This window comes from Candidatus Propionivibrio aalborgensis, assembly GCF_900089945.1.
GTDB classification, from domain to species: Bacteria; Pseudomonadota; Gammaproteobacteria; order Burkholderiales; family Rhodocyclaceae; genus Propionivibrio; species Propionivibrio aalborgensis.
Genome location: NZ_FLQY01000357.1, coordinates 1 through 15,196, shown reverse-complemented (window position 1 = coordinate 15,196; position 15,196 = coordinate 1). Strand labels below are relative to the sequence as shown.

The window sequence follows — 15,196 nt, the reverse complement described above, 5'->3', positions numbered from 1 at the left end:
CCGCTGTGGCAGGGGCGAACCGACAACGAAGGGCGGGCGCTGGTCGATGTCGCTTTGCCCGAGAATGGCTGCGAGGATGACGGCTTCATTTTTGCCAGTGCGCGCCTTGGCGCAGACTACAGCTTCGTCCGCTCGGACTGGAACGAAGGCATCGAGCCCTGGCGCTTTGGCGTCGAAACCTGGGGTGAGTTCGAAACACGCAAGATCCACACGATCCTGGATCGCAGCCTGCTGCGCGCCGGGCAGACCGTATCGATGAAGCATATCGCGCGCGCGCGCACCAGCCGCAGCTTTGCCTATCCGGACACGCAGTCGCTGCCTACCGAACTAGTGATCCGCCATGAAGGCAGCGGCGACGAATTCCGCCAGCCGCTGAGTTGGGACAGCCGGGGCGTGGCCACCAGTCAGTGGAAGATTCCGCCTTCGGTCAAGCGCGGCAACTACCAGATCGAGCTGCGCAATCCGGCCAACGGCGAGGGCGGTGGCGTCACGACCGGCAGCTTCGGTGTTTCCGATTTCCGCCTGCCGGTTTTTTCAGGCAGCGTGCAGGGCGTATCGGGGCGTCTGGTCGCGCCCAAGGAAGTGCCGCTGGCGCTCGGGCTCGCCTTCCTCAACGGAGGTGCGGCCAAGGGTGCCAAGGTCGAGGTGTCGGCAACCTTGCGTCCGCGCTGGCCAGAGTACAAGGGTTATGACGGTTTCACCTTTCTTGTTGGTTTTGACGAGCAGGGCCGTTCGGCCTTCGCTGTCGATGACGGCCGTGAGCGCGAGAAACTGCTGAGCAATCGCCAGCCAGTGACGCTCGATCAGGTTGGCGCCGGCAAGGTCGTCATTCCGCTGCAAGCCAAGGTCAAAGGGCCGAGCGAACTCTACGCCGAGATGACGTTTGCCGATCCGAACGGCGAGATTCAAACCCTGCACGGTTCGGTCGAACTCTCACCGTCCGGCGTCGTCGCGGGAATCCATGTCAAGGACTGGGCGTCGGTCAAGGAAGACGGTTCGGTCGAGGTCGTCGTGCTCGATACCCAGGGCCAGCCGGCCAAGGACGCGCCGGTCAAGGTTAGCGCCAAGCGGCGCATCGATTACTCGCATCGCAAGCGTATCGTCGGCGGTTTCTACGCCTATGAGAATCACACCGAGTTTGCCGACCTTGGCGCCGTATGCCAGGGGCGTACCGATACGCGGGGCAAGTTCCTCTGCCAGCCGCGCACCACCGATCCCGGCAATATCTACCTGCTCGTCGAAACCAGCGACAAGGACGGGAACATTGCCCTGGCCGGGACCAGCTACTGGGTCTCGGGTATCGGCGATCTGTGGTTCACTGCCGGCAACCAGGATCGCATCGACGTGATTCCCGAAAAGCGCAGCTACGCGCCGGGCGAAATCGCGCGCTTGCAGGTGCGCACGCCGTTCCGCGAAGCGACGGCGCTGGTTTCTGTCGAAGCCGGCGGCATCATCGAAACGCAGGTCATGCCGCTGTCACGCTTCAAGCCGGTCATCGAACTGCCGGTCAAGGGCGAGTGGGGGCCGAACGTGTTCGTCTCGGTGCTGCTTGTGCGCGGCCGCGTCGAGCCGCTCAAGTGGTATTCGCTTTTCCAGTGGGGCTGGCGCGAGCCGGTCGCCTGGTTCAGGGAATGGTGGAATCCCCTGCAGCCGACAGCCATGGTCGACCTGGCCAAACCGGCTTTCAGACTCGGGCTGGCGGCGATCGAAGTGGGTGTCGATGCGTTCAAGCTGAAGGTCGACGTTACGCCGGAGAAGCAGGACTACCAGATTCGCGATCAGGCGCTGGTAAAGATCAGAGTTACTCAGCCGGACGGCAAGCCGGTTCCGGCGGGAACCGAGGTGGCCTTTGCCGCGGTCGATCAGGCTTTGCTCGAACTGCGCCCGAACGAGAGCTGGAAATTGCTCGATGCCATGCTGCAGAAGCGGGCCTATCAAGTGCAAACCGCGACGGCGCAATCGCAGGTCATCGGCAAGCGGCATTTCGGCAAGAAGGCCGTACCGCCGGGCGGCGGCGGTGGTCGTGCGCCGGCGCGCGAACTGTTCGATACGCTGTTGTTGTGGAACCCGCGCGTGGTGCTCGACGCCACTGGCAGCGCTTTGGTCAGCGTGCCGCTCAACGATTCGTTGACCGAGTTCAGGCTGGTAGTGGTGGCCGATGCAGGCGTCGGCCTGTTCGGCACCGGCAGCGCAAGCCTGCGCACCCGGCAGGATCTGCAACTCATTTCCGGCTTGCCGCCACTGGTGCGCGAGAAAGACCGCTTCAGCGCATTGCTGACCCTGCGCAACGGCACGGCCCGGGCGATGGCGGTGAGGGTCTCGGCCCGGCAGGGTGACCGCGCGCTTGAGGGCAGGGAGGTGAAACTCGACGCAGAAAGTGCTGCCGAGCTGGTCTGGCCGGGTGAAGCGCCGGAGAACGAAAGCATGCTCGTCTGGGAGTTCGAGGCCGTCGAGACGGGTGAGGCCGACAAGAAGGACGGCGTCGGCAAGGATCGCCTGCGCATCACGCAGCAGATCGCCCCGGCGGTGCCGATCGCCGTGCAGCAGGCAAGCTTCGCCCGCGTCGAAGGCAGGCTGGAAGTCCCCGCCGCACTACCGGCCGGCGCGGTTTCGGGAAAGAGCGGCCCGCTTGGCGGCATCGAGGTCGGTCTCTCGGCTCGGCTGTCCACGCCGCCGCCGGGTTTGAAGCGCTTCTTCGAGGATTACCCGTTTGTCTGTCTGGAGCAGAAGACATCGGTCGCCATCGGACTGCGTGACGCCGCGCGCTGGCAGCTGGTGATCGATGCCCTGCCTACCTATCTTGATGACAATGGGCTGGCCCGTTATTTTCCCGATGGTGGTGGACAGCGAGGCAATGGCGGTAGCCCGGCGCTGACCGCCTACCTGCTGGATGCCAGCATCGCGGCTGGATTCGCCATTCCGCCGGAGCTGGCGCAGCGCATGGAGGGCGGCCTGGCGGCGTTTGCCGAGGGACGCATCAAGCCCGAGCATTGGTCGCCGCAAAGCGATCTGACGGTACGCAAACTCGTGGCGATCGAGGCGCTGACCCGGCGCGGCGGATCGTCATACTCGCCTCTCTCGGCCATCTCCAGTCTGGAAATCGAGCCTCTGCGTCTTCCAACGTCAGCGCTGATCGACTGGTATTTGATCGTCAAACGTCTGCCCAAGCTTCCCGATCATGCCGCCAGACTGGGCGCCGTCGAACGCGAAATCCGCAACCGCCTCTCTTACCTCGGTGGGCGACTTGTCTTCACCAGCGAGCGCTCCGACTACTGGTGGTGGCTGATGGTCAGCGGCGACGCCAACGCCTTCCGCCTGATCGAAGCGGTGATCGACGACCCGGCATGGAAGGACGACCTGCCGGCGCTGGTGCAGGGCGCCATGCTGCGTCAGCAGCGCGGCCGCTGGCTGACCACGGTGGCCAACGTGTGGGCGACCATCGCGCTCGACAAATTCGGCAACACATTCGAGCGCGAATCGGTGAGCGGTACGACACGCGCCACGCTCGGCAATGCTCCGCCACAGAGCTTCGTCTGGCCAGCGAATGCTGGCAAAGACGGCAAGGTTGGTAATGATGGCAAAGCGCCCGACGAAGCCCACAAACTGCTGCTGCCATGGCCAGTCAAGGCTTCGCCGGGCGACAAGCTGCAACTCGCGCACGAAGGCAGCGGCAAGCCATGGGCGGCGATGGAGGTACTCGCTGCCGTTCCGGTGAAGGAAGCGAAGGCCAACGGTTTCCGTGTCACGCGCACGGTTACGCCGGTGCAGGAGAAGCAGAGCGGCAAGGTCACGCGCGGCGATGTCTGGCGCGTACGCCTCAGCGTCGAATCGGATCAGGAGATGTCGTGGGTGGTGCTCAACGACCCCATCCCCGCCGGAGCGCGCATTCTTGGTGAAGGCGATGGGCGCGACTCACATATCGCAAGCCTGGGCAAGCGCGAAGGTGGCGTCGCCTGGCCGACCTTCGTCGAGCGCACTTTCAGCGCCTACCGCGCCTACTACGGCTACGTCCCGCGCGGCAAATTCTCCATCGATTACACGTTGCGGCTGAATAACTCAGGAGAGTTTTCGCTGCCCGCGACGCGGGTCGAGGCAATGTACGCGCCTGAAGTTTTCGGCGAAGCGCCGAATGCCAAGGTAATCGTTGGAGAATGAGCGTGCTTGGGGAGGCTGATGGGATGAAGGAAAGCGACACGTTCCATTTCCTGTTGTCGTGGCCCGCTGCACGGGGTGGCCCGTCTTTCTTGGCGGTAGGTTTAAGCCTCCTGCTTCTGCGATCCTGTCAGACACCCCCATCGAACGATGGAGCTGCACTGCCAGTTACTCGAGTTCGGTCGGCAGAAAAGTTCGCAGCGCAGACCGTCCGCTACGTGATTCGATCCGAGCAGTCGGATGTGCGTTTTCTCGTATATCGAGCTGGCGCCCTTGCCCGACTCGGTCACAGTCATGTGGTTCAGGCCGGCACAATCAAGGGTGAAATCCATCTGGCGCCCGATATTCGCCAATCCAGTTTTTCCCTTGTATTGCCCATTGCGGATTTCAAGGTAGATGCCGCGGAATCGAGGGCCGAGGAGGGCGAAGAATTCTCCGTGCTCCCCGACGATGAAGCGATTGCCGGCACCACAAAGAACATGCTTGGCGAGAAGGTGCTGGATGCGGTCAGCTTTCCGCAGATCGAGATCGGGTCGCTGGCCTTGAGCGGCCCGGCCTGGGGGCCGGATATCACGGTGCGCATCAAACTGCACGGCGTCGAACGTGAAATCACCGTACCCACTGCCATCGACAACAGCGGCGAGCAACTGGTTGCCACAGCGTTCTTTTCGGTATATCAGTCGGATTTCGGCATTACGCCCTTGAGTGTATTGGGCGGCGCGATTCAGGTTGCGAATACGGTGCGGGTTCGCATGCGCCTGGTGGCAAAGAGGGCTTGAAGTCAAGCCTGGGGAATCGACGATCTTTCAGCGGTCAGTCGGATCTGCAGCGCGCGCGAGGCATCGCCGGTACCGCTCGTCGACCCGGGAGGCAAACCATTCGGTCGTGAGCTTGCGGGTGATCTTGGGGCCGTGCAGCGCGATTTGTGGAATGACGGCGCGCGGCAGTGGTTGCCGGGCGATCCTGTCGGCGAGCTCGAACATTCGCAAGTAGAGTGCGCTGCGATCGAACGACTGGCTGTTGCCCAGTTCGAGTGCCTGACGAATCGCCTGCCGAGTCATGCCAAGCGACTTCCCGATCGAGCGCACGGCAAGCTCCGTGCTACCGGGTTTGGCGAGATCGTCGTTGCCTTCTCGAACCAGGTCGCCGTCGAGATCGAGTGGTTTGCCGGATACCAGTCTCGTCGCATTCTGGAACGCCGCGTTGCGGCTTGCGTATTGGCCGGCGTTGTAGTCGGCGAAGCGGTAGATGTATTTCTCGTAGGAGGCCGTGTAACCGAGCAGATGAGCGATGCCGAAGTACATGCCGCCTCGCCGTGTGAATACTTCGTGGCGGATCGAATCCTTCACGGTGTAGGGATAAGAGTGTTCCTGCGCGTAGCGTTCGGCGAAGGCGATGCCGACCTGCATCGGACCGCCGGTACGTACCGGATTCCAGTCGGCAAACAGGCGTTTCCCCATCGGCACCATGCTGATCAAGTCCTCGAAAATCTCGCTGAGTTCCCGCTCTGTCTTGGCCGCGTCGATACGCTCGCTGTAGCTCTTTCCGGTGGGTGACGAGATTTTCAGAGCGACGCGCACAGCAAATTCTGGAACGCCCAGCCGCTCAGCCCGGCGGTCGATTTCCTTCCAGGCGATGCGTCCGAGGTTCGGTACCGCGGGATCGGCGCGGAAGGAAGATTCCTGTTCGGTCACAGCGATCACGGCACAGATGCTCTGGAGATCGGGTTTGATATCCAGCGCGGTGAACGCGGTGTGGATGTCGGCGGCCCAGGCCGGGCGGTCGACCGTATGGGCAGGCAGCAGGCTGGCGATCTGTGTCCGTACATCCGACGGCCGTGATGGCGAGAATTCGGGTTCGCGGACGCCGCTGGCACACCCGGCAAGCGTCGCGACTCCCAGAATGGCAATGCAAGTACGGGCATACAAGGAGATTGATGCGGAGGAGGGTGATCTCGGTGTTGGGAGCATTTGTGATAGAACGGCTAATTCGTGAGGCAGCCTGCGGTAGCGCGGCCAGATTGCATCAGGGAAAAGAATCGCTGCGGGCAGCGGCGAGAGAGCGATTTTAAGCTGTGTCCTGTCCGCGTCGGAGATTGAAGGCTGTTTCGGCGTCATTGAGTTCTTCCTTACGCCGCCAATAACCATGTTTTTCGATCAGACTTCGCGCTTCGCTTAGATCGGCCTGCGCTGATTCCCAGGGATAGGTCGACTTGCCGCCTACGTCCTTTTGTCCACCAAACAGACGCGCCCTATAAAGGTGGATGTCCGCCAGAAGGAGCGGCATCGGGCCGCGCTTCGCGATCTCCCATGCTTCGTCAAGATCGCTCTGCGCGCTCTCGGGGCCGGTGCGTGTGCCGGTGAGACAACGCAGCCAGGCACGGGCGAGGAGACCGAGTGGAAGACATTGCTGCTGGTTGGCGTGACGGAGGCCGGTCACGGCGAGTTCCGCGTAGGATGTCGCAATGTTGAAATCAGAAGAGGAGCTGGAGGAAAGCACCTCAGCGTAGAGCGTAGCGCGCGTTCGGGTGAGCTTATCGAGGGCGATGTCAAGGGAGGAGACGTTTTCCTTTTCGGCCCACTTGAGAGTCTGCGTCGCGCGCTGGAATACGGAGGCGCAGGATTGAAGGTCGGACGAGATCTTTGCGTCATGCAGCGGACCGCTTGGCGAGTCGCCCCTGCTCGAGAGTATTTGCCACGCGGTACGCTCTGCCTTAGTTAAAAGCAGGTCGCAATAGCGGAATCCGTTCATCGAATGCAGTAGCGGGAATCGGTGCAGAACTTCGGCTAGCCTTCGCTCGGCCTTAATGAAGCTCTCTTCTGCAGCGGCTCGGTGGCCCGCCTGGTGCAGAGCGTCAGCAAAGATCACGAGTGCTCGGATGCCCCACCAATCCGGACCGTCACTGAGGCCGGCGTACGATACGGCCTTCTCGGCGTCCTTTAACGCTTCGGAAACCATACCCAAGGTAAGTTCCAGCTCGCTGGTGTTGCCGGCGCAAAAGACGGCTAGTTCCCATACCCTTCGATTGATGCAGTCGTTTAGTGCGGCACGCATCGGTTCGAGAGCCTCGGATTGTCGTCCCAATGCTTGGAGGTAGTAGGCGGCTGAGTTCAGCAGCTTGATTTGGTCGATTTCCGTGAGCCCAGGCAATAGGCGGCTCCACGGCGTCTCAAAGAAGCAAGCGACAGCTCCCAAGTCGGAGCCCATTGCGCCGAGTTTCTTGCAGCTATAGAGTTCCATCTTTCGTAGAATGCGGATGAGAAAGACCTGGGTATAAACTTCCTGCCGCAATCCCGCCAGACAGCCGTGGGCTACGGCTTGGTACAGCGGTTGGATATCTTCGAGTGTGGGCAGGCTGCCCTCCCGTGTAGTCGCGGAGAGGTGTTCGTAGAGCCGTCGGTGCGCCGTCTGCCACGCCCCATGTTGCGTTCGGCGCAAGCGCTGGCTGAAGTATTCCCGTAGCAGAGGATGCGCATCGAGAGATCCGTCGGCTTGAACAATTAAAAGATCGATCTCCTTCAGACGCGTCGTGACGATGTTCCAGTCTCGAGGACCGAGGCCGACAAGGTGCTCGGTCAATCCGGCAATGACCGGCGCATCTTGCAGGGCGTCGAGGCAATTCTTTGGCGCGGGCCGGTCGAATAGACCAAGCAAACGCAGGACGGCAAGTTGCCGCTGACCCATTTCGCCCTTGCGTTCGAACCAGCGCTCATAGGCCTCCATGGCTTTGAACGCGTGGCCGTAGGGCCGGGTGGCATCGCTTCCATATTCATGGTCAGCATCCGTGAGGCGCACGGTGTCACGCTTGCGGATGTCGCCATTTTCTGCGAGCGCGAGATACCGCCCGAGCAATTGCAGGGTGAGGCCATGGCCGCGCACGTCGCGGCTGGTGGCCTGCAACTCTTGGTCGTCGGAGCCGATTTCGCAGGCTCCGGCACGCGTTGCTCCATGCTGGTACAGCAGCGCTGCACCGGCGAGGTCGGTGAGTGCGCGGAGTTCGAAATCGTCCGCAGTGCGGCCGTAGTATTGCTGGATGTCGGGGATTCTTGCCCGAGTGGTGACGACGCACAGCCCGGCATTGCTGGCGGCAAGCCCTTTTAGCAGGGCTTTGATGGCGTCGTCTTTCAGCTCTCCCCCCATCGAGCCGGTCACGTATTGGAGCGGCTCGAGGCCATCGAGCACCAGCAGGCAGCGCGCGCGGCCCACGAGCTGGGCGAGGCGCGCACCGCGTTCCCACGCTGAACCCAAGGTGGGGTTGGGGTCGCCAAAGGTCTTGAGCGCGTCGGCGATGAACAGGTCGGCCGAGGCGGAGCGGTGGTCACTGGTGCCCTGGCTGTAAAAGGACCAATCGAAGACGCGTACGGCGCCACGCCATTTCTTGCTAGCCAGCTCGGCCATCCAGGTGGCGACCAGCGAGGTCTTCCCCATGCCACCGAAGGCGCGGATGACGACGACGTTCTTTTGCGGATCATTCCATGCGGCATCGAGGCGGGCGAGGTCTTCGTCGCGGCCGATCAGGTGCTCGGCTGTATGGCGGAGTTTGGTGGGTGCGACGTCGACGGTCGTTTCCGGCGCAGGAAGCAGATGGTACAGAGCGCGCAACACTGCGGAGCTCAGGCGTTCTTCATTTCGAAACACGCCTCGGTCGTGTCCGCGCTCGCAGATGCGGCGGTAATGGGCCTTTTGTGATTCAAACTCGGCGTTATCGAGTTTGAATCGGCCGTCGCGGGGCACCGTGAGTGCAGCGGATTCGAAGTCATCGGGGAGATAAACGAACAGTGGGCGACCGTGATACAGCGCCAGATACGCTTCCCACTGCGTGTATGAGAAGCTGGGCAGCGGCAGGTTCAGTAGCGGCGGGGGCAGTAGCAGCTTGGTAGCAAAGTCGGGATACTTCTCGAGCAATGCCGCCACCGCGACCTGCCCGGGGATGTCACCGGTGGCCTTGCCGATGAGGTGGACGATGCCGTCGCACGCACGGATATATTCGTCGAGTTTCTCCAGTGTGCTTGCGCCGGTAACGATGAAATCTTTCCCCACGGCAACATCGAGCGTGGGCCCCTTGAGATCTTGGGCGAGCAGTTCGAGGTATGCGAGAAACTCACTGCTGACTGCCGAGAGAAAGAGTTTCTTATTGTTGGTCATGATTCGTCTTGCCGGTCGTTGGCCGCATCGATTTCCGGATTTCCTTCTTCTGATGTCCGTAGCTGAGTTTGTCAATCGATCTTCGGATATCGACTAGACTTATTTGCAGCGAACCCTAAGGGTACGCGATTTCGCTGAATCCGATTCACTTGACCCGTATTCGCTTCGACTCACTGGCGTGGTCAGAAACTCATTTCTGTGTCGGGGTTCGCGACGTGATAAGGCTATGATTGAATGCCGTCGATATGCGTTGGAGACAGTTCGGAGACGTCGGTAACATCATCATGTTTCGAATCTATTCAATACCGCTGTATCAGGTGTGAACCAGAGCGTCCAAAGATGAAGGTAATCATCTTGGCGGCCATGCGCGTCGCTGTTGTCGTTTATCTGATCGCATTGACAGGAATCTACATGTTCCAGGACAAACTGCTTTACTACCCCGACACGGCCAGCATCGATGAGATGGTTTCCGGTGGGCTTTCGCCGTGGCCGTCCGTTGCTGATTTTCGCGGCCTGCTGGCGGAAGCCGACAGTCAGGTTCGGGCGACGGCAATTGTTTTCCACGGCAACGCCGGGCATGCCGGCCACCGCCAGTTCTATGCCGACGTGCTCACGCGGCTCGGTCTGCGGGTGATTCTCGCCGAGTACCCGGCCTACGGCCCGCGCGGCGGGGAGTTGGGCGAAAAAAGTCTGGTTGGCGACGCCGAGCAGACCATTGCGCTGGCGCACCGGATGTACGGTGGGCCGCTGCTGATCATCGGGGAATCGCTGGGCGCCGGCGTTGCGGCGGGGGCAAGCGTTCAGCAGCGTGCGGCAATCACCGGCTTGTTGCTGATTACACCTTGGGACCGAATGGAGCACGTCGCCGCTCACCACTACCCGCTGCTGCCAGTGAAGTGGCTGATGCGGGATCACTACGACAGCACAGACCATTTGGCGTCCTTCGGGCGCCCTGTGCTGGTGGCCATTGCGGCCAAGGACAGCATCGTGCCGCCACAGTTCGGCAAGGCGCTCTACGACGCGCTGGCCGAACCGAGGCAACTGGCGGTTATCAAGGGCGCCGATCACAACGACTGGTTTGGACGTATCGACGAGGCCTGGTGGCGGCAGGCGGTCGATTTCCTGATTGGAAGTCAGGAAACAGGTTGAGCATGGATAAGTGCGAGGACGAGGGCGCGATGTGCCGCGTTCAGTGCTCGCTGGTGTCGATCTGATATGGCGGCAGTCTTGCGCCGCAGTCACGGCAGAATTTCGCGTCTGGCAGGTGGCCTTCGGAAAGGCAATCGTGGCAGGTGCGGGTGGTGACCTCCGGATGCAAGCGCCGTGCCGCGAATTCCGCACTGACGATGCCGGTCGGCACAGCCAGCGTTCCCCAGCCCATCAGCATCATCGCGGAGGAGACCAGGCGCCCGAGATCGGTCTTCGGTGTAATGTCGCCGAAGCCGACCGTGGTCAGGGTGGTGATCGCCCAATAGACCGAGACCGGGACGCTGGTGAAGCCGTTGCTCGGCCCTTCGACCACGTACATCAGGGTGCCCATGATGACGACGACGATCAGGACAAAGGACAGAAAAACGGTGATTTTTCGACGAGTGGCGCGAATGGCGTATCCCAGCTCTCCAAACTCGGAAACGTAGGCACCCAGTTTGAGGATACGGAAGATGCGCAACATGCGCAGCACGCGCATGTCGATCAAGGTGTGCATTGCCGGGAAGAACAAGGCCAGGTAGGTGGGCAGGATTGAGAGCAGGTCGATCACGCCGAGCAGGCTGCGCGCGTATTGCTTCGGTTGACGCACGCAGAGCAGTCGCAGAATGTATTCGACGGTAAACACGGCCGTGAAGAACCATTCGAGCACCGTAAGCAAATCTCCCCAGCGGGTGCTGATCGATTCGACGCTATCGAGCATGACGACCGTGACACTGATCATGATCATGGTCAGGAGAGTCAAATCAAAGATGTGTCCCGCGCGCGTGTCAGCTTCAAAAATGATGATGTACAGGCGCAGTCGCCAGCCGGTGTCGGGGCGGCCGAAGCGTTCATCTGCTTTGTTTGGCATCGGGTTGGTCTGCAGGGTAGCCATACGCGGGGCTCCGATGAATTGAGTCTGGACTCGGGATGTCGCAGTCATGTGCGGCAATTCTATCTTATGCCGCGTGGACAATCGATGCCGCGGTTCGGGAAAGCGGCCCTGTTTCGTACGGCAGGGCGGTGAGCTGTAAGAGCGTTGCCCGCGGCATGGTGTTTCGTGCCCTTATGATGTGCTACTCTCGAATCCGGCAATATGGGTGGGGTTGGCCTCATTTGCACGAGCCAGAAGTCAGAGGAGGGATACAACTGTGAATACTTGCTATCGCAGCGCTGCGAACGTTGTTCTCTGCAGCCTGCTGCTTACCCTGTTCTCGTCCGTTGCAGTGGCGCAGTCGGATTCGGCACCGGTTATGTCGTCTGATGCCGTCAAGCCAGAAAAGGCGCTCTCGCCCGAACAGACGGACGCGCCGCCAGTCCGCTCGCTGGGCTACTCCAGGCGAGATAAGGCGCTCTCCCCCGAGCAAACTGATCCTCCGCCAGTCCGGTCGCCGGGCTACTCCCGGCCTGAGAAGGCACTCTCGCCTGAACAGACCAATCCTCCACCGGTCCGCTCGGAGGATTACGTCAAGCCCGACCCCGCCCTCGCGCCGGACTAGGGTGAGCGCCAAATCCGTTGCCAACACGCTATGATGGCACTTTGTCATTTTCCTGAAGGAGCCGAACCATGTCGATAGCCGTGAATATCGTCACCACCTCCAATATCGCACGGCGTTTCACACAGACTGACGACGCCAGCATCAAGGAAATCCTCGAAAACCTGCGACGTTCCGGCCAGCTGTTTTCCAATCGCAACCTGATCATCGGCTCGGCAAATGAAACCGGAATTTTTGCCCCTTCCTCGATTGCACGGATCGAAATCGAGACACAACTCGACCTCGGCGCCTATCTGCCGCAGTACGGTGAAATCAGGATGACCCTCATCGCAAAGGATGCAACCACGCCCGCGGCAGAAGTCAGTGAGACCCATTTCTCGGCTCGCGTGGAGGTGTTTTTTCAAGGCGGTGACCGTATCGCCACCTGGTTGTCCGGGCCGCGCCCCAGCGGTTCCAACGAGCGATTGTCGAACCTCACCCACCTGCTGGATCAGCCGGTAATCATGTACAAACTCCCTGCTGGTGGTGTCGGTTTCATCAACCCGGCCACGATAACGAGCGTCCACGCCGCCGCCGGGGTAGAGAAGCTGCTCCTCGGTTCGTGGCGGTTGGACTCGGTGGCCTGATCACCATTGAACACTTGCCAGGCGAATACTCGTCACAGGCAGAGCCTGCGATTGGTCTGGATCGGCCGGCCTGTGAAGATGCTCACCTTCACTTCGAAATCGTGATCGGCAGGTCGACCCCCTTGATGTCACCGACAGCGGTCTGGAAGAGGTCGCCGAGCGTCGCGAAGTTGGCGCGGTCCCAGGTGGTGTTCCCGACGCTGTAAGCGCGCCCTTCAAACTCGACCGAGGCGATGGTCGTAGCCGGCGGAACCTCGGAAATATCGATGTGTAGCGCAGAACGCGGGTTCTCGCTGACGGCGCCGGTGCGCGGGTCGGGGGCGACGTCAAATTCGGGAACTGCTCGCGCACCGCTGGCCACGAAGGCGAGCATCTGCAACATGCTGCGCAGCTTGATCGCACCGCGGATGGGAAAGTTGCCGCCGGGACCATCCGGCCTGACGTCCAGAAAGACGAAGCCGCCCGGATTGCGCTTGATTCTCTCGTTCAATTCGTAGCGCGCCTGATTGTCGAGTGACATCGGGTCGACGTTCATGACCACCACGCGACCGGCCTGCAAGCGCACGAGACGGAAACTGCCGTCGGCGTTGCGGCGCCACTGCAGGCCTTCCTTATCGGCATTGATGATATCCGCGGCGCTTGGTTGTGCCTTGAGGTCCGGCGCGAGGGGCTCTTCGAAGACGAGGGCCCGGACGAATAGCTTGCGGCTGTCGTTCAACCAGCGCAGGTGGGTCGCGATGCGCCGGAACTCGGTGTACTCCTGTGGCAGTGCCGGGTCATTGGCGATGAAACGGACGAAGCTGCCGTCCGCCTTCTGCACTTCGATTCCGGAAGCAAGCAGCCGCATGACCCGATCTATTGCGCCGCCCTGGAAGACCAGGAACTCGAAGGACTTGTCCTTGAATGGCGTCAACACGCGCTCGGTGAACGCCTTGCCGGACAGGGGATGAATGCTGAAGGTCGGGTTTTCGGAGACGCCCGTGCCGATGTTCAGGCCCAGGAAGTTGTCGGGAGTGTTGCGGTGCCACTCGGCGCCGGCGCCGAGCGTGCTTGTCCAGTTGAAGGTCGCGGCGATGGTTGATGTCGTCGTGAAATGCACCGGCTTGCCGTTGTCGGCGCGGGCGATATTCACCAAGAGAAGCTTCTGGTCGAGGCGGCTCGTGACATCGTCGTAACCGAGTACCTGACGCTCGAGCACGGGCGGACCGGCGCAACCGGCGATCAACAGTGCCAGCAGAGCCGGTGCGGCACGACGGGCGATTCCGGCGATTCGCGAATCGCCGGGCTGGATGGTGGAAAATTTCATGCCAATGGCCTCCTGAGTGGCAATTGTGGATGTCTCAAGCAAGGCAGGGGAAAGATGCATTTTCCGGCATGCGGTCTACTCAGCAATGCTGGACTCTGCCTGCTCCATGGGGTGGCACGCTCGGCCCGTCGAGTGGCCGAAATCTCGTGCGAAGAGTCGTGCGAACTGCGGCTGACCGATAGGCGTGGTGTCGATGCCCTGGAACGACGCGTGCGGACTCAGGCGCAAGATTTTAGCATGAGGGGGCCAAGACCAAAAACCCGACGCCTGAACACGAGGGTTCCGCATCCTTGCGGTAATATCCGTCTTCCGTGTTCTCCAGCGAGACCTGATATGGCTGAAATCCACCGCGACTTGACCCGCACAATGCTCGCAATTCTCTGCATCCTGTTGTTGATTGCGACTTCGCTATGGGTTCTGCGCCCGTTTCTGGCCGCCGCGGTGTGGGCGGTCATGATCGTCGTTTCCACGTGGCCGTTGCTAAAGTCACTGCAACTGCGATTTGGCGGTCGGCGCGGTCTGGCGGTAACCGTGATGACGCTGGCCATGCTTCTGCTGCTGGTCGTGCCGCTCTGGCTGGCGATTGACACCATTGCCAGCCATGCCGAAGCGATTGTCAATCTGGCCAGAAAGTTTGCCGCATCGGGCTTGCCGCAGCCGCCCGCGTGGGTGGGTGGCGTGCCGCTGATCGGCGGCAAACTGTCAGCCTTGTGGGAGCAACTGGCCGATGCGGGCTCGCAGGGCCTGATGGCGAAAGCCGAACCTTACGCAGCTCAATCCGGCAAGTGGATTCTTGCCAAGGTGGGAGGTCTGGGTTTCATGCTGTTGCAGTTTCTGCTCGTCGTGGTTTTCTCCGCAATCCTCTACGCCAGTGGAGAAGCGGGAGCGTCCACTGTCTTGCGTTTTGGCCGCAGGCTTGCGGGGGAGCGTGGGGAAAATTCCGTCATTCTGGCCGGACAGGCCATCCGTGGCGTGGCTCTCGGAGTGGGCGTCACCGCGATCGTTCAGACCGTACTCGGGGGTATTGGTCTCGCCATTGCCGGGGTTCCGTTTGCCGCGCTGCTTTCGGCGGTGATGCTGATGCTCTGTATTGCTCAACTCGGCCCAGGGCTCATTCTCTTTCCCGCCGTCGGCTGGATGTTCTGGATGGGCGACACGGGCTGGGGATCATTCCTCCTGGTATGGAGTCTGGTCGTCGCCAGTATCGACAACTTTCTGCGCCCGGTGCTCATCAAGAAGGGCGCCGATTTGCCCCTGCTCCTCATCTTTGCCGGCGTCATCGG

Annotated in this window: 10 protein-coding genes; 6 read left to right on the top strand and 4 right to left on the bottom strand. The window is 61.3% G+C overall.

The features are described from left to right. Together PROAA_RS15160 and PROAA_RS15155 are read left to right on the top strand one after the other, a co-directional pair. The coding region (locus tag PROAA_RS15160; RefSeq protein WP_186412146.1) for an alpha-2-macroglobulin family protein at positions 1 to 4,155 on the top strand (4,155 nt) is incomplete at its 5' end. Further along, positions 4,152 to 4,931 carry a YceI family protein gene (locus PROAA_RS15155; RefSeq protein WP_342669225.1) on the top strand — a complete coding sequence of 260 codons (780 nt, stop codon included), beginning with the start codon at positions 4,152 to 4,154 and terminating at the stop codon, positions 4,929 to 4,931. The genes PROAA_RS15160 and PROAA_RS15155, both read left to right, overlap by 4 nt. A gap of 27 nt (positions 4,932 to 4,958) precedes the next feature. Here the strand turns inward: PROAA_RS15155 and PROAA_RS15150 are convergent, their stop codons facing one another. Beyond that, the gene (locus PROAA_RS15150) at positions 4,959 to 6,080 is read right to left on the bottom strand and encodes a DUF1615 domain-containing protein (protein ID WP_245664302.1); all 1,122 of its coding nucleotides are present in this window, start codon (positions 6,078 to 6,080) and stop codon (positions 4,959 to 4,961) included. A gap of 139 nt (positions 6,081 to 6,219) precedes the next feature. Further along, the gene (locus tag PROAA_RS15145; RefSeq protein WP_186412144.1) at positions 6,220 to 9,297 is read right to left on the bottom strand and encodes an NACHT domain-containing protein; all 3,078 of its coding nucleotides are present in this window, start codon (positions 9,295 to 9,297) and stop codon (positions 6,220 to 6,222) included. Between the two features lie 339 nt (positions 9,298 to 9,636). On the opposite strand from PROAA_RS15145, the gene PROAA_RS15140 reads away from it, so the two are divergent. Next, on the top strand, positions 9,637 to 10,446 hold the full coding sequence (locus PROAA_RS15140) for an alpha/beta hydrolase (protein ID WP_186412143.1): 810 nt from the start codon (positions 9,637 to 9,639) through the stop codon (positions 10,444 to 10,446). Positions 10,447 to 10,486: 40 nt separating this feature from the next. Here PROAA_RS15140 and PROAA_RS15135 read toward each other — a convergent pair whose 3' ends face one another. After that, the gene (locus tag PROAA_RS15135; protein ID WP_186412142.1) at positions 10,487 to 11,380 is read right to left on the bottom strand and encodes an ion transporter; all 894 of its coding nucleotides are present in this window, start codon (positions 11,378 to 11,380) and stop codon (positions 10,487 to 10,489) included. A 256-nt stretch (positions 11,381 to 11,636) separates the two neighbouring features. Between PROAA_RS15135 and PROAA_RS15130 the strand changes: the two genes are divergently transcribed. Then, positions 11,637 to 11,984 carry a hypothetical protein gene (locus PROAA_RS15130; RefSeq protein ID WP_186412141.1) on the top strand — a complete coding sequence of 116 codons (348 nt, stop codon included), beginning with the start codon at positions 11,637 to 11,639 and terminating at the stop codon, positions 11,982 to 11,984. A gap of 68 nt (positions 11,985 to 12,052) precedes the next feature. Beyond that, positions 12,053 to 12,607 (top strand): hypothetical protein, encoded by a 555-nt coding sequence (locus PROAA_RS15125; RefSeq protein WP_186412140.1) that lies wholly within the window; start codon positions 12,053 to 12,055, stop codon positions 12,605 to 12,607. An 88-nt stretch (positions 12,608 to 12,695) separates the two neighbouring features. On the opposite strand, the gene PROAA_RS15120 is transcribed toward PROAA_RS15125, so the two are convergent. Next, positions 12,696 to 13,913 carry a hypothetical protein gene (locus PROAA_RS15120; RefSeq protein WP_186412139.1) on the bottom strand — a complete coding sequence of 406 codons (1,218 nt, stop codon included), beginning with the start codon at positions 13,911 to 13,913 and terminating at the stop codon, positions 12,696 to 12,698. Between the two features lie 333 nt (positions 13,914 to 14,246). Between PROAA_RS15120 and ydiK the strand changes: the two genes are divergently transcribed. Then, positions 14,247 to 15,196, top strand: a 950-nt coding sequence (ydiK, locus tag PROAA_RS15115) for an AI-2E family transporter YdiK (protein ID WP_186412138.1), incomplete at its 3' end; no start/stop codon positions are given.